Here is a 19,840-nt window from a genome sequence, read left to right on the forward strand (position 1 = left end):
AAAGTCGCAACTGGAGCGGGATTCGCTCAAACCCAACGAGATGCCGGCTACTCAGAACCGGCGGGATGCATCAGGGCAGTCGGCAAGGCGTTAGGATATCCAGGCGAACCAGGTACCGACTTTGCAGTCGGCACCCTTAGCCATTTCCCCGCAACGCGTCAGACTAGATCCGCGTGGTAGCTGATAAGCGTTCCCATGTTCTTATCTGCCTCAGCCTGGAAGCTCGCGGGATCGTACTGGCCCAGCAAGCTGATATTGGCGGTATGAACTCCGTCAGTCACCGAAAGGATTCCGCCAGTGCCGGCCTGATTTGCGACATAACTTGTAGTCGTGCCATCCCCGAATGCGACGTCGAGCAGATCCAGGTGGTCATCTTCGTTGAACCCGGACACGACGCCGCTGAAGTCGAAGGAGTCATGGAGCACGATTGTCCCAGTGGCTGCGGCATCAAGCGCAACATGCGCAGATGAAGCAGCTCCGAATTCGATCGTAGCCACGCCATCCATCAGGGCGGTGCCGCTGCCGCTTACGGTGCCATTGAGAGTGATGTTGGCGCCATGCACCCACAGCAGCCCCGAATTGTCCATGTTGCTGTCGACGACCAGACCGCCGCTGCCGCTGGCCGCAATCGTTCCGGAATTGACGATGATGTTGCTACCGGTGTCAATCTCGAGCGCGTTGGTGCCGGTGGCGTTGATTGTACCTTGGTTGACAAGGCGCAATGTCCCCTCGCCAAGCTGTCCGGCTCCCGAAATGGTGTTATCGATGTTGGTCAGCGTGACGTCGGAAACAGCTCCACTGATAGTATTCTCGCTATTGTCGGACAACAGCACCTGACCGCCACCTGCAAGCAAAATGCCGTGCCCGACAAGTTGGAGGTCGGTCTCCGCGCCGGTCGCGTTCAACGAGATCGTGCCCGTATTGTGGATGTTACCGGACAAAGGCAGCATTGCGCCGTTGCCGATCATCATTGTGGCGGCGTTGTCGACTGTGGGCTCAAAGTCGAACACGAAGTCGTCCGCTGCGAGCGAGGCGGCATCGATGCCATTCAAGGTGATCGTTTGACCATCGGCCAGCGTAATTACGGCATTACCGTCATCGTCGCTAGACAGTTGCGTCTGGACGTCGGCGAACGTCTTGACGCCGGCGTAGCCGATCAGATCGATCTGATCATGCGCAATGTCGAAATTATAGATGACGTCGTGGCCGATCGGCCGAGAGAATACAAGTAGATCGCTGCCACCTGACGCTGTGAGATAGTCATCGCCGGAAATGGCGATGATGGGGGAGCCCGTTGCAAAAGCTTCAACATTGTCGGCGAATGTCTCGATGACAGCCGAGCCGTCCGGCTGCATCCAAGTCACGGTCACGTCGAGGTGCAAAGCTCCGACGAAACTGATTGGCGATGTCACCATTAGCGAGCTGACGTCGGTCGTCTCGATCGTCCACTTGCCATCGCCGAGCAGCGTCCCACCATTCAGCGTCCAGCCGGCGGGCATGCTGGCGACAGTGACCGTGGCGAGTTGCCCCTCGTTGGCCGGCGAGTTGGTCAGACCCAGATTGATGGGCTGCCCCGATACGCCCGCAGGAGCAAGCGCCGTTCCAAACGCAAAGTCCGCCGCGCTGAAGGTACCGGTTATGCTGGCCAGAGTGGTCAGATTGTCCAAATCTGCAACGAGTATCGCGCCGCCCGCCACGCTCGGATTGGGATCGTAGTAGACCTGCGCGTGGCCCACTGTCGAATTGTGGAATACGAACAGGGCCCCTGTCGTGATATTCGAGTAACCGTTGATCGTTGATTGAACTGTCGCTGTCGTCACGGATGCGTCTGTTTTGATGCCGACTTCGGTGTTGGCGAGATTTATCGCAGCGTTGTTGCCCGTTCTGACGTTTTCAACACTTGTATCGACATCACCAATGACGAAACGCCCGGCGGTTACCGTGAATTCGAGCTTGTCCCCTGAGGTGCTGAATTCGGTGATGTGGTCACCGGCGTCGGTGACACGGAGATAGGCGAATGTATCGTTCCCACCACCACCAGTCAGCGCATCTGCGCCACCACCACCCACGATCCGATCCGCACCAGTACCTGCGCCACCGTTGATCGTGTCGTTACTGGAACCGCCCTTGAGGGTATCATCACCGCCGTTTCCCGAACTGCCCATGATGACAAACGGTCCAGACGTGACTGCGCTCGCATCTACGACCAGGTCGCCGTTACCAGTGATGCCAGATCCGTCGATCGTGAGCGTTCCTCCGTTTTGGAATGTCGAAAGGAACGTCAAGGCGTCGCTGTGATTTCCGTTGTTGCTGTCACTCAGACTTATTGTCTCGAAATTTGTCAGCCCAATGCTTCCAGCACCATCGCCGAAGGTGAATGGCCCCAAACCGCCGCCACTGACTGCGAGAGTGTCCGTACCGCTTCCCCCAGTCAGCATGTCACCGTTGTTTAGCGTTAGGGGAGATTGCGTGCCGGTCACGGTATTGGTGTCCGATGCATAGATGACCGTATCGGTGCCGGTCGTGAGAGCGAAGGGGCTGGGGCTCGTGACCGAAATGGTCACGGTATCGACATCGGTCAATGCACCACCCGCTCCGGTGTGGCCATTGTCGCTTGTTGTCATCGTCAGAGTGCTCGTTCCGGCAAAGTTCGATGTCGGAACGTAGCTGACCGTCGAGGCCAGCGTGGAATTGATCGCGCTGACTGTTCCGGTCAGCGTCACCGTGGACGTTCCGCTGCCGCTGAGCCCTGCGGCACCTCCCGAAACGGTCAAGGTGCCGTCGGTTACCGACAACGTGATCGTTTCAGTGGCGCCGTCCGAGTCGGCATCGAAGATGCTAAGTCCAGTGATCGCCTTTGTCGTGTTGACGTTTATCGTCTGTGCTCCCGGAACCGTATTCACCGGCGCGTCGTTGACCGGGATGACGGTGACTGTCGAGGTCACGATATTGCTGGCGTGGCTGACCGTCTGGCCGTCGTCAACCTGGTAGCTGATGGTGCGGGTCGCGCCCGACGGATTGTCACCGGAGTTCGAATATGTCACGGAGCGCAGAGCCGCCTGGTAGTTCGCCACACTCGACCAACCCGTCAGGGTCAGCACCCCAGTGCTGGCATTATAGCTACCGGTGATGCCGTTCTGATCGGTAAAACCGAGCACATCCTGGCCGGAGGCGAAGTTGCCCGTGATCGAGACCGTCGCGCCGGTCAGATTCGTGCTGTCAACATCCGACACGATCAGCGCGGTATCGACCGCGGTCGCCGCCTGCCCCTCGGTATAGGACAGTGAACCGCCATTGGCATTCAGCACCGGCGCATCGTTGCTGCCGGTGATGGTCACCGTCACCGTGCCGGTGGCGGTGCCGTCCTGGCTGGTGACCGTGAACTGGTCCTGGACCTGCTGGCCGGCGGTGAGCTCGTCGTGGGCACCGTTACCGGTGTAACTCCAGGCGCCATTGGCATCGACCGCGAAGTCACCATAGGTCCCGTGAACATTGCTCTGAGCCACGAGATGGGCTTCGCCCGTATCCGGGTCGGTGATGCTGAGCTGGCCCGAGGTGTTGAGTGCCGATGCGGTATCGGCCTCGGTGACGGACTTCGAGTCCGAGCTGACGGTGGCGGCGTCGTTGGTGCCGGTGATGGTCACCGTCACGGTGCCGCTCGCGGTGCCGTCCTGGCTGGTGACCGTGAAATGGTCCTGCACCTGCTGGCCGGCGGTGAGCTCATTGTGGGCGCCGTTGCCGGTGTAGCTCCAGGCGCCATTGGCATCGACCGCGAAGTCGCCGTAGGTGCCGTGGACGTTGGTCTGCGCCACGACATGGGCTTCACCTGTATCCGGGTCGGTGATGCTGAGCTGGCCGCTCGTGTTGAGCGCAGCTGCGGCGTCGCCCTCGGTGACCGCCTTCGAATCCGAACTCACGGTCGCGTTGTCGTTGGTGCCGGTGATCGTCACCGTGACGATGCCGCTCGCCGTGCCGTCCTGGCTGGCCACCGTGAACTGGTCCTGCACCTCCTCGCCGGCGGTGAGCTCATTGTGGGCACCGTTGCCGGTGTAGCTCCAGCCCCCGTTGGCATCGATCGTGAAGTCCCCATAGGTGCCGTGGACGTTGCTCTGCGCCACGACATGGGCTTCGCCGGTGTCGGGATCCACAATCGTCAACTGACCGGAGGCGTTCAATGCGGCGGCAGTGTCACCTTCCGTGACGGACTTCGAGTCCGACGAGACGGTGGCCGCGTCGTTGGTGCCGGTGATGGTCACCGTCACGGTGCCGGTGGCGGTGCCGTCCTGGCTGGCCACCGCGAACTGGTCCTGGACCTCCTCGCCGGCGGTGAGCTCATTGTGCGCACCGTTGCCGGTATAGCTCCAGGCCCCATTGGCATCGATGGTGAAGTCGCCATAGGTGCCGTGGACGTTGCTCTGCGCCACGACGTGGGCTTCGCCCGTATCCGGGTCGGTGATGCTGAGCTGGCCGGAGGTGTTGAGTGCCGATGTGGTATCGGCCTCGGTGACGGACTTCGAGTCCGAGCTGACGGTGGCGGCGTCGTTGGTGCCGGTGATAGTCACCGTCACGGTGCCGCTCGCGGTGCCGTCCTGGCTGGCCACCGTGAACTGGTCCTGCACCTGCTGGCCGGCGGTGAGCTCATTGTGGGCGCCGTTGCCGGTGTAGCTCCAGGCGCCATTGGCATCGACCGCGAATTCGCCGTAGGTGCCGTGGACGTTGGTCTGCGCCACGACATGGGCTTCACCTGTATCCGGGTCGGTGATGCTGAGCTGGCCGCTCGTGTTGAGCGCAGCTGCGGCGTCGCCCTCGGTGACCGCCTTCGAATCCGAACTCACGGTCGCGTTGTCGTTGGTGCCGGTGATCGTCACCGTGACGATGCCGCTCGCCGTGCCGTCCTGGCTGGTGACCGTGAACTGGTCCTGCACCTGCTGGCCGGCAGTGAGCTCATTGTGGGCACCATTGCCGGTGTAGCTCCAGGCGCCATTGGCATCGATGGAGAAGTCACCATAGGTGCCGTGCGCGTTGCTCTGCGCCACGACATGGGCCTGACCCGTGTCGGGATCCACAATCGTCAGCTGGCCGCTCGTGTTGATCGCCGCCGCCGCATCGCCCTCGGTAATGGACTTCGTCTCGGAAGAGACCGTGGCCGCATCGTTGGTGCCGGTGATCGTGACCGTCACCGTCTGGGTAGCTGTCGAGCCCTGGCCGTCCTTGATCGTCACCACGAAGCTCTCGGTGACGGTCTGGCCCGCAGCGAGGTATTGCGCAGCCGCGTTGTTCAAATTGTAGTGCCACTGCACCGCGCCGTTGGCGGCATTGGCCGCCTCGTTGACGGGATCGAGCGAGAAAGTGCCGAGCGAAGTCGTGTTGGAAGAGGCTGCCGCGAACGAGGCCGAATGCGTGTCGCTGAGATCGGCGTCGTTGAAGCTGATAGTGCCGGCCGCGCCCTGGGAATCCGAGAGATCCGGTGTGGCATTCGCGTCTTCTACCACCGAGCCGCTCTGTGGACTTGATGTGGCGAAGACCGAATCGTTTGCGCCGTTGAACTGGAGTGTCACCGTCGCCCAGCTGAGCGTGCCATTGCCCAGCTGGATCGCGTAGGTGAATGTGTCAGTCAGCGTTTGCCCGACCGCCAGCGCCTGAAGCTGAGCGTTGATGTCGGCCTTGTCGTAATGAATGGTGCCGTCCGACTCGATCCAGATGCGGGCACCGAGCGCGCTGCGGTCACGGGTTCCGGCCGCGCCGGCGGCGTCACTGCTGTACGCCACGTCCTTGACCAGCAGGTCAGCAGGTGCGTAGCTCTTGGTGGACGCGGAGGCGCTCGTCCCGTCGTCCAGCGAAAACAGCGTCTTGGCCGCGCCCCCGAGGTCATTTGCCAGCACGTTCAAGATGAGAATGTCGCTGGCCTCTTCCGTAAACGAGAAAATGTCCGAGTTGGCTTGCGGAGTATTGCCGAACGAAATCGTGCTGCCGCCGCCCGTTGTCTGCGTCGCCATAGCTCAAATCCTCTGGGTGATGCGCCGCCCGCATTCACGGACCGGCAGAAATTGCACAATGGCGCGGGGATGATCGCCCGTTGGCTTGCCTATGCTGTTGAAGAAAAATGCCCAGCTGCTCAGGATGCCTACCGTCCTGCTCAGCGCTTCGAAAATGTGCCAAGAGAACACGTGCCGCTCAACTCCGCTCGAGGCTAGAGTCGCTCCGAGCCCGCGAGCGGATGTCGTGCGCACGGTCGCGCACCTGACAGCCGCCATGTTTGCAAACCGCAAACTTGGCTGGATCGAAGGATTGCAAATTGACGAAGAAGAATTCGAAACTGCCCGAGCGCCGCCGGACATTGCTACAAAATGCGTGCACGTCATTCGCAACCCTCGTCTGCCAATGCCGAGCAGAGAGCGTCGCCGCAAAATCAATTCACGCAAAACCGATAGCACTCGCTCGGAGGGTGTTACGTCCACCAGCGACCATCGATCAACTGCTGCCAAGTTGCGTGAAAAGATCTGGAGCGGTATCCCCCTTGCCCATCGTGATCGGTGCTTGGCCGGCCACGCCTTGGCAATATTGATTCTGCAATATTCGCGGCTTCAGAAGCGACGACCGTGACTAGGAAGCGCCACGATCATTCAATCTCGATTAAATCGAACCTATTTTGAATTAAAGCCACTGTCCATTTATTTATTTATCTCTTGATTTTTTGATTAATGCATCAAATTAATGACAATAAGGCTTTTGCGCCCCTCCTTGCGAGGCCGACACCGGAATTCTACGGCTTGTCTCCCAGATGCTTTCGGTTCGCGATCTTTGCTTCGCTGACGCGTCGCCGACCAGCCAGACCGGGGTGATCACAACGCTTGAACTAACGCGGCGGCGAGACCGGCCGCCTATTCAGGATCGCGCGTTAGCTCCGACTTTCATTCGACGTTGCACTTCGGAACACCGCAACGAGTCGATCGCCTTCCCAAAGCTCAACGTCGTGCTCGTCATGCATTTGCTCGGCTCGGCGCCTCGCCGTCTGCTCGTCAATGCAGTCGAGCTTGGCAGCGCAGATCACTTGCCGGCTGCCGTCCACCACGAACACCTTGTACCGCATGATGCAGTCCGATCCAAAAGGGTGACCATCATCGTACCCGAATGTCCGGTTAAGGCAGTGCCAAACTAAGTGCGACGCAACGGAACCATTGTACGTGTGGCAGTTCGGCTATACCCATGCTTGGAGGCACGGCCATAGCGCAGTGATGACATCGAGAATCTCAAGCGCGCGATGGCCCATCTAGTCGCGATACCCTCTGAAGTGCCGCCTGACCGCATTCCACGCCCGAAGAGCTGGAAGGACGACGACGACGAAAAGAACTCTGATTGCAACCGGCGTCATCTCGCGCTTCAGGAGTGGTGGGTCGTGATCGTCCGGGCGACCGGCCGTCCTGTTGATCATCACCGGAGATGGAATTCCTGCGCGCCGAGTAGGTGCCGGTCTGCGCGAGGGCAGGACAGCTACAACGAACAGAACGTTCACCAGCAGCCAAATTCCTACCATGAGAAGGAAAGTACGCACGAGAACGACCATCGTTGATCTAATCTGCCGAGCTTACTCTGCCTCGTACCCGGCACGCAGCCGGCAACACAGCGTTCGCGGACGGAGCCGCTTCACCGCAGCCGGCACGTTTAGCATCCGCCGATGCCGTTGGGCCCTGAGCGCTTCGCGAGCGTCCACGATCGTTCGCAGCCTAGTCCGGCGCAACACTCGCGTCTGTGCGCTTTCGGACATTCAGCGCCCTTCAGGTATGCTAGTTCTATGCATCATCGGGCGAGCGCCGGACAGAGATGGCTCATCAGCCACGACAGCCGTCCTCAGGCCGCAATCCCTGAACAGGGGCCGGATCATGGAGCATGGCTAAATATCGCAGCACGAGGAGCGGCGAATTGGCGGTCCGCATAGAACCAGTCTCGAGTTCGGCAGTTGCCTCCCGGTGGATCCAAGCAAGCAATCTGATTGCTCGGGCCCAGGATAATTCTAAAAGCTAAGCCGGCACACATGAAGGACCTCCGACGACGTTTGGAAAAGGTCCGCGCTGACGCCAGAGAGTTTACGCTGATGAGTCAGCGGGCGACGGACATAGAAAAGCGCGAGCTGTTCAGGCGCTTGGCGGATGAACTCGCCTTCGAGGCTCTCGAGCTTGAGCTAATCGTGAAGAAGAATGAGCCACCTGATCCGTGTGACAAGCACGAGGTCGTGGAGTTTAAGTCACCCTCTCAGCGAAAGCGCGGCTGACGCGGAAGAGGTTAAGCCGGCTAGATCGTGCGTACACAATGAATCTTTGCGCCTGGCTCCGCCAGCGATTGCTGCCGCCTTCGCCGCATGGAATGCGCATTGCGGTTCGGAGGGCTATCCGGAAGCGGTGATGGCATTGTGCGCCGCCGGCTTACGCGATCTCAGTCGCGAAGATGTGCTCGCGGTTGGTCAGTACCACGCGCCGTCCGATGGCGACTTGTCCATCTCGCGGATGATCTCACGGGTCACGGCGAAGCCGTCGTGGCCGACCTCCCTCTGAGGCCGCTCATTTGCTGCAGCGCAAATATGATTGCGGTCGACCCATCGCGCTCCGACAAGATCAAGACAGCGCCTGAATTCGCCCGGCTGACGGAACGGCTCGTCCAAGAGGAGCCGCACTGAGATCTTGACGGTTGTCGAACGCGCCTGACTAGCGGTGCTTGGCTTGCCAGGGCAAGTTGACGGACTTGAGCCTAGTGATACTTTTTGGCTGCGGTAGGCGGTAGCCAGTCGGGCCCCGGAATCAAGGCGTGACAGATAGGCCCGTAGTTTCACGAATTGCGCGCTCTTCGGGATCTCCTCGCCAGCACGCGCAAATAGAAATCTGCTGACGACGCCCCACTCTATGAGGCGACTTCAAGGGGAACGCAACGGCTCCTTCGGCTCGAGGGTGCGCGCATGGTTTACGGAGATGATCCTTCCTTCACTTTTGGGCGCAGGTTGGGCCCATGGACTACAGGTCCTCTGTGAAGAGGATGGAATTCTGTTGTGCCGTGCAGTTCGTGAATGCACTGAGGGCGAGCGCAAGACCGTGCTGGCCGTTCTCCCGGCAGCTGAACATCCGAATCCGCAGAGCATTGATCGCCTCACGCATGAATTCGGATTGATGAACGAGCTGGACGGCGCGTGGGCAGCGAAGCCGCTAGAACTCCTGCGGGATCATGCCAAGCCCATTCTTCTGCTTGAAGATTTCGGCGGCGATCCACTCACCAGGCTGATGGAGGCGCCCATGGAGATGGGTGACTTCCTTTGTATAGCCGTTCAAATCGCAGCGGCCTTGGGCAGGGTCCACCAGCGCGGCCTCGTGCACAAGGACATCAAGCCGGCCAACATTCTGGTGAATCACACCAGGACAAACGTGCGGCTCACCGGATTCGGTTTTGCGTCGCGCCGACCGCGCGAACGACAATCTCCGGCGGCTCCCGAATCCATCGCCGGTACACTCGCCTATATGGCACCCGAGCAGACCGGGCGCATGAACCGATCAATCGACTCCCGCAGCGACCTGTACTCGCTCGGCGTCACGCTCTATCAGATGCTGACCGGCTCCCTCCCCTTCACCGCGGCCGACCCCATGGAGTTGGTGCATTGCCATATCGCGAGAAAGCCAACACTGCAAAGCGACAGATCGGAACATGTCCCACCTGCAGTGTTGCGGATCGTCATGAAGCTGCTCGCCAAGATGGCGGAGGAGCGTTATCAAACTGCGGCCGGCGCCGAGCGGGACCTGCAGCGCTGTCTTGCGGAGTGGAAGTGCCAGCGCCGCGTCGACGATTTCCCGCTCGGGCAGCACGACGCTCCCGACCGGCTGCTGATCCCCGAGAAGCTGTACGGAAGGTCGAACCAGGTCGAGACATTGCTCGCCTCCTTCGGCCGCGTCGTCGAGAGCGGCGTACCGGAATTGGTGCTGGTCTCGGGATATTCCGGCGTCGGCAAATCCTCGGTCGTCAATGAACTGCACAAGGTGCAGATCCCCTCACGCGGGCTGTTCGCGTCGGGCAAATTCGACCAGCACAAACGCGACGTCCCCTATGCGACACTCGCGCAGGCGTTCCAGAGCCTCATTCGACCCCTGCTTGGTAAGAACGACGCGGAGCTGAGCGGCTGGCACCGCGCGTTTCTGGAGGCGCTCGGTCCCAATGCACAGCTGATGGTCGAGCTGATCCCGGAGCTCGAGCTCATCATCGGCAAACAGCTTCCGCCTCCGGAGCTTCCGCCGCAGCGGGCGCAAGGCCGCTTCCAAGAGGTATTGAAGCGATTCATCGGCGTGTTCGCCCGCGCCGAACATCCGCTAGTGCTGTTTCTCGACGATCTCCAATGGCTCGATGCTGCGACGCTCGAGCTGCTTGAGGACCTTTTGACGCGGTCAGATCTGAAGCACCTGATGTTGATCGCTGCCTATCGGGACAATGAGGTTGATGCCGATCATCCCCTGACGCGCATGCTCCACGGGGTCAAGCTCGCGGGCGGAACGGTCACCCAGATCACGCTTGCGCCGCTTGGCCGCGAGCACATCGGGCAGTTGCTCGCGGACACGCTTCGCTGCGAGCCGGAGCAGGGGGCACCGCTCACCCAGATGGTGCTCGAGAAGACCGGAGGCAATCCGTTCTTTGCTATTCAATTCATCTTCTCGCTAGTCGAAGAAGCATTGCTCACCTTCGACCACGCCGCTGCACGCTGGTCTTGGGATCTCGATGGCATTCACGCCAAGCGATATGCCGATAACGTCGTGGATCTCATGCTCGGAAAGCTTACTCGCCTTCCGGCTGCGACACAGGCCGCCCTGCAGCAGATGGCCTGCCTCGGCAACACCGCCGAGACGGCAATGCTTTCGATCGTGCTTGGAATTCCGGAGGAGCAGGTCCATGCCGCGCTATGGCCGTCCGTTCGTCAGGAATTGGTCGAGCCGCAGCCAGGCTCCTATCGGTTCCTCCACGACCGATTTCAGGAGGCGGCCTACGCGCTGATCCCCGAGCACGACCGGCCCGCAGTCCATCTGCGGATCGGCCGACTGCTCGCGGCACGGACGCCACCGGAAGCGATCGAGGAAAACGTCTTCGAAATTGTGAGCCAGCTCAATCGCGGAGCTGACTTGATCACCGATCCGGAGGAGCGGGAAAAATCGGCCGAGTTGAACCTTTTGGCCGGCCGGCGCGCGAAGGCCGCAACCGCCTTCGCCATGGCGCTCGCGCACTTCAGCACCGGTGAGGCGATGTTGTCGGAAGACCGTTGGGGGCGGACTTACGCCCTCAGTTTTGCGCTCGCCTTGCAGCGCGCCGAGTGCGAATTCTTGACCGGCGACCACGCCGCTTCGAAAGCGCGCCTTGCCGAACTGGCGGGCCGTGCCACTACCCTTCCCGATTTGGCTGCCGTTACCCGGCTGCAGATGGAACCAAACGACCGTGACGTCGAAATCGGCCTCGCCTATCTCCGCCGCGTCGGCATCGCATGGCCCGAGCAGCCCACATTGCCGGAGGTCGCGCAGGAATATGAGCGGATGTGGCGGCAAATCGGCCCGCGCAAGATCGAGGCGCTGCTGGATTTGCCCCGGATGACCGACCCGGTTGCGCGTGGCACCATGGACGTCCTCACCGTCCTGGTGTCGCCCGCCTGGTTCATCGACGAGAACCTGCGTCGCCTCATCATCGCGCGCATGGCGAATCTGAGCCTGGAATTCGGCAACTCGGATGCGGCGTGCCTGGCCTATATCCTGCTCGGTACCGTGCTTGGGCCTGACTTTCACGATTACGAGGCGGGTTACCAGTTCACGCAACTCGGCCTTGACCTGGTCGAAAGAAACGGATTGGACCGCTTCAAATCACGCGTCTACCTCGGCTTCGGCAGTTGGACACGGCATGTCCGGACCGGGCGGCCGCTGCTGCGGCGAGCCTTCGACGCGGCGCAGCAGGATGGCGACTTCAACTATGCCAGCTTCAGCCGCCACCACCTCATCACGCACCTTCTCGCCTGTGGCGATCCGCTCGCCGAGGTGCAGCGGGAAGCGGAGGCCGGAATTGCGTTCGCGCGGAAGATGCGGGTTGACCTTGCGGTAGACAGAATCATTGGGCAGCTGCAGCTGATCCGGGCGCTCCGCGGCCTGACGACTAAATTCGGCAGCTTCGATGATGCTGATTTCAGCGAAGAGCAGTTCGAACGACGTCTGAAGGCTGACCCGCAGCTGGTGCATGCCGGCTACTGGTACTGGGTCCGCAAGCTGCAGGTGCGCGTCCTTGCCGACGATTCGACGGCGGTCGCGGCGGCGGAGAACGCGGAAGAACTGTTGTGGACATCCAAGGCCCTGTTCGATCGGGCGGAGCTGCACTTTTATGCCGCGCTGGCGCAGGCAGCTCACGGCGAGTCTGCATCCGCAGAGAAGCGAGCGCTACGTCTTGAAGCGCTGGAACCCCACCGCAATCAGCTGCAGCAATGGGCGAGCATTTGCCCGGAGGATTTCGCGGACCGCGCCGCCCTCGTTGAGGCGGAGGTCGCGCGTATCGAGGGGCGCGAGTTCGATGCAATGCGCGCTTACGATCGGGCTATCGGCGCGGCGCGCGCAAGCGGCTTTGTCCATAACGAGGCTATCGCCAACGAGCTCGCCGGACGGTTCTATTTGGCGAGAGGGTTCGAGAAGATCGCTTATACCTATCTGCGCGACGCACATTATGGATATCTCCGTTGGGGCGCCGATGCCAAGGTGAGGCAGCTCGAGCGGCTTTACCCGCAATTGCACGTGATGGAAGACGATCGCACAGCCGCGAAGGCGGGCGGCTCGGTCCAGCAACTGGACGTCACCGCCGTCGTCAAGGCGTCGCAGGCTGTATCAAGTGAGATCGAGCTGCCGAGGCTCATCGAGTCGTTGATGAAGATCGCGCTGCAAAACGCCGGAGCAGATCGCGGCCTGCTGATTTTGCCGCGCCACGACGACTTCCGGATCGAGGCCGAAGCCCAGTCGAGCGCTGATCAGTTCACCGTGTCGATGCGTGAGGCCCTCGTCTCCGGTCCCGATTGTGCGGAGGCGCTGCTGCGATATGTCATTCGCACGCAAAAACCGGCCATCATCGATGACGCATCGCGGCCCGATTCACTCTGCGACGCCGAATATTTGAACAGCCGGCACCCCAGATCGATCCTCTGCCTGCCACTGATCAAGCAGGCCAAGCTAACCGGTTTGCTCTATTTCGAGAATAGCCTGACCACACACGCATTCACGCCGGATCGTGTCGCGGTGCTGGAAATGCTGGCAGCTCAGGCCGCGATTTCGCTCGAGAACACCCTTCTGTACCGCGACCTGCAGGAGCGCGAGGCCCGCATCCGACGACTCGTCGATTCCAGCATCATCGGAATTCTATTCTGGGATGCTACCGGTAAAATCAGCTACGCCAACAAGGCCTTCCTGAGCATGACCGGCTATTCCAAAGAGGAACTGATGTCAGGAGCGGTGAGCTGGAGGGATATGACGCCGCCAGAATACGAAAATGACGATGCCGAGCGAATTGAGCAACTTCGCCGGTCGGGAGAGGTCGCGCCCCGGGAGAAGGAGTACTTTAGAAAGGACGGCAGCCGGGTTCCGGTGCTGGTCGGCTCGGCCGCAGTGGCCGGATCCTCCGATCAGAGCATCTCTTTCGTACTTGATCTGACAGAACGCAGGCGGGCTGAAGCCGAAGCGCGCGAGAGCGAGCGGCGCTATCAGGAAATGCAGCTCGAGCTGGCGCACGCGAACCGAATCGCAACCATAGGACAGCTCACCTCATCGATCGCCCATGAGGTTAGCCAACCCATCAGCGCTGTTGCCATCAGCGCCGGCGCAGCCTTGAACTGGCTGCGCAGGAGCCCCCCTGCTCTCCAACAAGTGCAAGCTTCATTAGAGGCCATCGCCAATGACGCACAACGCGGCGGCGAAGTGATTAGCCAACTTCGTGCCCTCTACAGGAAGGCGCCGCCACGCAAGGAGCTCCTGAATTTCAATGAGGCGGTCGAAGAGGTGATTGTCCTGATCGGTAGCGAGACGTTCAAAGAGGGGATTTCGGTGAAGACGCAGCTCGCGGACCGTTTGCCTCTCATCAAGGGCGATCGAGTGCAGTTGCAGCAGGTTCTGCTCAACCTCTTTGTCAACGCGATCCAGGCCATGGCCACAACGGCCGATGGAGCACGAGATCTGCTCATTACAACCTGCTTGGCCGAACCTGGCTCCGTGCTCGTGAAGGTCGCTGACACCGGGCCAGGACTCGATCCACAAATGCTCGAAGCTGTTTTCGATGAATATTTCACCACCAAACCTCACGGAATGGGGATGGGTCTGGCAATCTGTCGTTCAATCATCAATGCGCACAATGGACACTTATGGGCGAGCGCCAACCAGCCGCGCGGCGTCGTCTTTCAGTTCACGTTGCCGGCGGGTCCGCAGGACGGAGTCTAACGGGGTCCGGGAAGCGAAAGCAGGCCTGCCGGAGGGGAACGGCGACTTTGCGTAGCGCCATTCGAGACTTGTCTATCAACCCGGGGACAAGTGAACGACATTCCAAGATGCCGGCTTCAGCGTTGCGCGCATCCGCGCGCCGTCGATGGTCACGCCCTGCAGCGGCTCCGGCTTCACGCGCTCGGTTGCGTCCCTGGTGTTGCTCGCCTGGAGATCATCGTGGCGCAACTCGAGCGCCTCGCTCACTGCGAGCGGGCCAAAGCTCCGCGCCTCGAGGCTCACCTCCATCTCCTGCATCAGGTCACGGTTCAGCATGAACAGCGTAAGAGTGCCGCCTCCTGCAACAGCCGCGATCTTGAGATACGGCACGTTCGGCACCGGAAAACTCAGGTCGTGGGCCCCACGGGGATCGTAATAGAAAGAATCGTAGGCATCTGACTCGACCTGAGGACGCAGCACCTTGCCACGTCCAAGACGGCTCATCTGGGCGAACGGAAAGAAAATGGTCTGGCGCCACGCCCCGCCGCCGGTTTCGGTCATGATCGGCGCAATCGCGTTGACGAGCTGCGCAAGGCAGGCCGCTCTCACCCGATCGGCGTGATTGAGCAGCGAGATGCAGGCGCCCCCGAAAGCGAGCGCGTCCTGCATGGTGTAGATTTCCTCCAGGATCGGCGGCGCCACCGGCCACCCTTCCTTGACACGATCGGCCCGATTGCGGCGGGTTCGATACCAGACATTCCATTCGTCGAAGCTCAGCATCATGCGCTTGTGGGAGCGGCGCTTCGCCGCCACGGCGTCCGCGAGCGCGACAACCTCGTCGATGAAGCGATCCATCAAGTCGGGGCTTGCGAGAAACGATGCCGTATCCTGCCTGTAATTGTTCAGATAGGTGTGGAGCGAAATGTACTCGGCGTGATCGAACGTGTGCTCGATCACCGTGTCTTCCCACTGGCCGAATGTCGGCATGTTTCGTCCGGACGAACCGCATGCCGCGAGCTCGATCGTCGGATCCACCCACCGCATCATCTTGGCGGCTTCGCGCGCGATCGCGCCATAGGCCTCGGCGCTCTTGTGTTCCATCTGCCAGGGACCGTCCATTTCGTTGCCCAGGCACCAGAACCTGACATTGTGCGGCTTCTCCCAGCCATGGGCGCGGCGCAGGTCCGACCACGTCGATCCACCCGGATGATTGCAGTATTCAACCAGGTTGCGCGCGGCGTCCCCGCCCCTGGTGCCGAGATTGACCGCCAACATCGGCTCGACCGCAGCAGCCTTGCACCAGTCCATGAACTCATTGGTGCCGAAGCTGTTCGGTTCGGTGCTGAACCAGGCGAGGTCGAGGCGTACCGGGCGCTTCTCCACCGGGCCGACGCCGTCCTCCCAGTTATACCCGGAAACGAAATTGCCGCCGGGGTAGCGGATGATTGTCGGACCGAGCTCCTTGACCAGCGCCAGCACATCGCCACGAAAACCGTTCTTATCCGCGGTGGGATGGCCGGGTTCATAGATGCCGCCGTAGACGCAGCGTCCCAGGTGCTCGACGAAGGCGCCGAACAAACGCGGGTCCGTGTGACCGATGGCGAAATCGCGGTCAATCAGAACGTTTGCTTTTCTCATGTTCGCCTCTCAGGTGCCCTGGAGCTTGTGAGGTAGATCATGCCGACTTAAAGGTCCGCTGCGAAGTCAGGCAATAGCGCGGCCTCGCGCAACTGACGGGAATAGGGATGCTGCGGCGCATTCAACACCGCTCTTGCGTCGCCGCTTTCGACGACGCTGCCTTGCTGCATGATGATGATGCGGTCGCTGACGTAATAGGCGGTCGCCAGATCATGAGTGACGTAGATGATGGAGATACCGAGATCATCGCGCAACGTCTTGAACAGGTTGACGATGGATATGCGCAAGGATGCATCGATCATGGAGACCGGCTCGTCGGCCACGATCAGCTTCGGATTGGCGAGCAGCGCGCGGGCGATCGCGACCCGCTGAAGCTGTCCGCCGGAGAGCTCGTGCGGGTACCTTCGGCTTACCTCTTTCAGCGACAATCCGACCTTGTGCAGCGCCTCGTCAACAGCCATCTCGGGCGCGAGCCTACCATCGGCCGCGATGAAGCGGCGGTGCGTCATGAACAAATAGCGATCGATCCGCTTCAGCGGGTTGAAGGATTCGAACGGGTTCTGGAAGATCGGCTGCACCTTGTGCATGAAGGCGAGGCGGTCGGCGGCGGTGCGGATCGTTGCAAGATCGACACCGTCGAACCGCAATTTGCCGCTGGTGGGCGTGTCAATGTTGAGGATCATCCGAGAAAGCGTGGTCTTGCCGCTGCCGGATTCGCCGATGATCGCAAAGATCTCGGGCCGCCCTGCGGCGAGCCGGAAACTGACGTCCTTGACCGCCGCAACGCGTCGCCCCGTCAGCACCCCTCCCCGGATGAAGGTCTTGCTGACCTGGCAAACCTCGAGCAACAGGTCGCTCATGCCCCACCGCTCCGATTGACGGCAAAGCAGGCGACGCGATGCCCAGGCGCGCTTTCCCGCATGGCGGGGACCTCGTGCCTGCAAATCTCCATCGCCAGCGGGCATCGCGGATGGAAGCGGCACCCGGTCGGCGGATCGGCAAGATTTGGCGGAGTGCCGTCCAGTGCCTTCCGCGGGACGTCATCGCCGATGCGCGGCAGGCTGGAAATGAGATGCCTGGCGTAAGGGTGCAGCGGATGGCGGAAGATCTCCAGCGTTGCGGCCTCTTCGATCAAGCGGCCGGCATACATGATGCCGAGACGATCGGTCACATGCGCATGAACGCCGAGATCATGGCTAACCAGCAGGACCGACGAGCCGATCTCGCGACGGATGGCACTGATCAAGGCGAGCACCTCCTTCTGCACCACGACGTCGAGCGCGGTTGTGGGTTCGTCGGCAAGAATGACATCGGGTCGGCAGATGGTGGCGAGTGCAATGGTGGCGCGTTGCCGCATGCCGCCGGACAGCTCATGCGGATAGGCCTCCAACACCGAGGGGTCGAGCTTGAGCCGCGCCAGATGGGCGACCACCTCCTGCTCGAATTGCCGGCGGCTCTCGCCAATATGCGGATATGCGAAGTCGACGAAGGCTGACCGGAGCCGGCGCACCGGGTTCAACACGTTCATCGAACCCTGCATGATGTAGGACAAATGCCGCCAGCGGATCCGCGCCACCTCGGCCTCGGGCGCGCAGTGCAGTCCGCCATAGCCTGGCAGGAAGGCGAAATCCACGCGGCCGCCGACCACCTCCAGTGGCGGCCTGACCGCGCCTGCGATCGTCTTGACCAGCGTGGTCTTGCCGGAGGAGGATTCGCCTGCGAGCCCGTAGATCTCGCCGCGGCCGACCACGAAGCTGATGCCGTCGACCGCCTTAACGGCCCGCTTAACCCCGTGGCGCTCGGTCCGGAAGTGGGCCTGCAGGTCGTGCACCGACAGGATCGGCTCCGCCTCCTTGGACGGGTCGCCCTGCATTGTTGCGGCCGGAATCACGGCGCGCCTCCCAAGCTGCCGAGACGGCCGCGCGGATCGATGTAGTCGTTCATCGACACCGCCAGCAAAAACAGCCCAATGAAGGTCATGATGACCGCGATCGTCGGAAAGGCGATCCACCACCAGACTCCCGCAACCATCGCGGTATGCTGGTTGGCCCAATAGATCATGCCACCGATCGTCGGCGTGTTGATGTCGGTGAAGCCGAGCACCGCCAGCGTCACCTCTAGCCCGATCGACCATACCATGTTGTTCATGGTCGTCGAGAACACGATTGGCAAGACATAGGGCAAGTGCTCTTGGACTAGGATCTCGCGCGTGCTCATGCCGGAGAACAGGCTGCTCTGGGTGAATTCACGGGCCCGCAGGCTCATCGCCGCCGAGCGGATCAGACGCGCGTCGTAGGCCCAGCCGAGGCAGGCCATGATCAGCGCCAGCAGCAGCCAGGACATGCGGTCGCGCATCACGAAATAGAACAGCACTAGGATCGGCAGCAGCGGGATGACGATGAAGGTGTCGTTCACCGACATCAGCGCCCGATCGATCCAACCGCCCTTGTAGCCGCTGAGCAGCCCGACCATGAGCGCCAACAGACGGCTGATCAATGCCACGGTGCATCCGAACAGCAGGGTATTGCGAAGAGCAAAGGTCAGCTGCCAGAACACGTCCTGGCCGCGCGATGTGGTGCCGAACCAATAGGTCAGCGCCGGCGGCACATCCGGCGGCACCACATAGACGTCCTGCGGCGAATAGGGCGAGAAGCTCGCCAGCAATGACAACAGCAGCACGATGGCGATGAGCGCGGCCCCGATCCGGAATTCGGCGTGGGAACGCAGGAGGTCACGCAGGATTGCAGTCATCAGCTGACCCTCACCCGGGGATCGAGCAGTGGATACAGCAGATCGATCACGAGCACGCCGGTCGAAACGCCGAGGATGGAGACCGTGGTCACGCCGAGCACGAGCCCGTAGTCCCCCGCATAGACGGCATCGACCAGTAGCGAGCCGACGCCTGGATAGCCGAATACCTTTTCGGTGATGACGGCACCGTTGAAGATTCCGCCAAGCGAGATGGCGAGCCCTGTGAGCTGGGGCGGCAGCGCGTTGCGCATCACGTAGGAAGACAGGATGCGCCCAGACCTGACACCCGCCAGCTCGGCATAGAGCACATAATCCTCGGTCACGACGTTGGACACCAGCGCGCGCATCCCGAGGAACCAGCTGCCCACGCCGATCAGGATCAGCGAAAGCGCGGGCAGGATGGCGTGCTGCAGCACGCTGACGACGAAATCGAATGTCAATGTCTGCGGCAGGTTCATCGCCGAACCGCCGGTGATCGGCAGCACCGGCCAGAGGAAGCCGAACCCGATCAGCAGCACGAGCGCCACGATATAATAAGGGATCGGATGCAGCCCCATCGCGACCAGCCCCATCAGCTTCAGCCCGCGGTTTTTCTGGTAGTAGCCGGCAAGTCCGCCGAGCAGGCTTCCGAGCCCCCAGGCGATGATTGTGGAGATCGCGAGCAGCCCGGCGGTCCAGGGTAGCGCACGGCCAATCAACGTTGAGACCGGCGTTGGAAACGCCGAGAGCGAAGGACCGAAATCGGCGCGCAGGATCCGCTTCCAGAACGCCAGATATTGCTGGGCAGGCGAGCCGCCAAGTCCGTAGAGCTCGCGCAGCGAAGTGCGCATCTGCTCGATTGCATCCGGAGCCGTGTTGCCAAAGGAGGTGACCGCCGAGATCGACTGCTCGACGGGATCGATCGGCGTGGCATGGGTAATCACATAAGCGAGGTTGACGCCGATGAAGACCACGAGCACGAACTGCGCCAGCCGTCGGCCAACATACGCAACATATCCGCTCATCGA

The 19,840-nt window shown here is 61.3% G+C and carries 9 protein-coding genes; 3 read left to right on the forward strand and 6 right to left on the reverse strand.

Annotated features, from left to right (window positions below):
* Window positions 1-158: 158 nt before the first annotated feature.
* Window positions 159-5,996: a VCBS domain-containing protein gene (locus tag AB7M16_RS09925; protein WP_453943780.1), complete on the reverse strand. Its 5,838-nt coding sequence runs from the start codon at window positions 5,994-5,996 to the stop codon at window positions 159-161.
* Between the two features lie 226 nt (window positions 5,997-6,222).
* Between AB7M16_RS09925 and AB7M16_RS09930 the strand changes: the two genes are divergently transcribed.
* The 3 genes from AB7M16_RS09930 (at window position 6,223) to AB7M16_RS09940 (ending at window position 14,465) form a co-directional block, all read left to right on the forward strand.
* Window positions 6,223-6,603, forward strand: a complete 381-nt coding sequence (locus AB7M16_RS09930; protein WP_453943781.1) for a hypothetical protein — start codon at window positions 6,223-6,225, stop codon at window positions 6,601-6,603.
* Between the two features lie 1,429 nt (window positions 6,604-8,032).
* Complete coding sequence (locus AB7M16_RS09935; protein WP_212255190.1) at window positions 8,033-8,269, forward strand: hypothetical protein; 237 nt, start codon at window positions 8,033-8,035, stop codon at window positions 8,267-8,269.
* A gap of 691 nt (window positions 8,270-8,960) precedes the next feature.
* Window positions 8,961-14,465, forward strand: coding sequence for an AAA family ATPase (locus tag AB7M16_RS09940; RefSeq protein ID WP_453943782.1), 5,505 nt, complete (start codon window positions 8,961-8,963; stop codon window positions 14,463-14,465).
* 75 nt (window positions 14,466-14,540) lie between these two features.
* Here AB7M16_RS09940 and arfA read toward each other — a convergent pair whose 3' ends face one another.
* From arfA to AB7M16_RS09965, 5 genes are read right to left on the reverse strand one after another with little or no spacing between them, the layout of a single operon-like run.
* Window positions 14,541-16,082: an arabinosylfuranosidase ArfA gene (arfA, locus tag AB7M16_RS09945; protein ID WP_453943783.1), complete on the reverse strand. Its 1,542-nt coding sequence runs from the start codon at window positions 16,080-16,082 to the stop codon at window positions 14,541-14,543.
* 47 nt (window positions 16,083-16,129) lie between these two features.
* Window positions 16,130-16,942: an ABC transporter ATP-binding protein gene (locus AB7M16_RS09950; RefSeq protein ID WP_453943784.1), complete on the reverse strand. Its 813-nt coding sequence runs from the start codon at window positions 16,940-16,942 to the stop codon at window positions 16,130-16,132.
* A complete protein-coding gene (locus AB7M16_RS09955) occupies window positions 16,939-17,955 on the reverse strand; it encodes an ABC transporter ATP-binding protein (protein ID WP_453947150.1) in 1,017 nt (338 codons plus the stop codon). The genes AB7M16_RS09950 and AB7M16_RS09955 overlap by 4 nt, the downstream gene beginning before the upstream one ends.
* A 14-nt stretch (window positions 17,956-17,969) precedes the next feature.
* Window positions 17,970-18,833 (reverse strand): ABC transporter permease, encoded by an 864-nt coding sequence (locus tag AB7M16_RS09960; RefSeq protein ID WP_260380219.1) that lies wholly within the window; start codon window positions 18,831-18,833, stop codon window positions 17,970-17,972.
* Complete coding sequence (locus AB7M16_RS09965) at window positions 18,833-19,837, reverse strand: ABC transporter permease (RefSeq protein ID WP_212255185.1); 1,005 nt, start codon at window positions 19,835-19,837, stop codon at window positions 18,833-18,835. The genes AB7M16_RS09960 and AB7M16_RS09965 overlap by 1 nt, the downstream gene beginning before the upstream one ends.
* Window positions 19,838-19,840: the final 3 nt, after the last annotated feature.

Source organism: Bradyrhizobium sp. USDA 372, assembly GCF_053629095.1.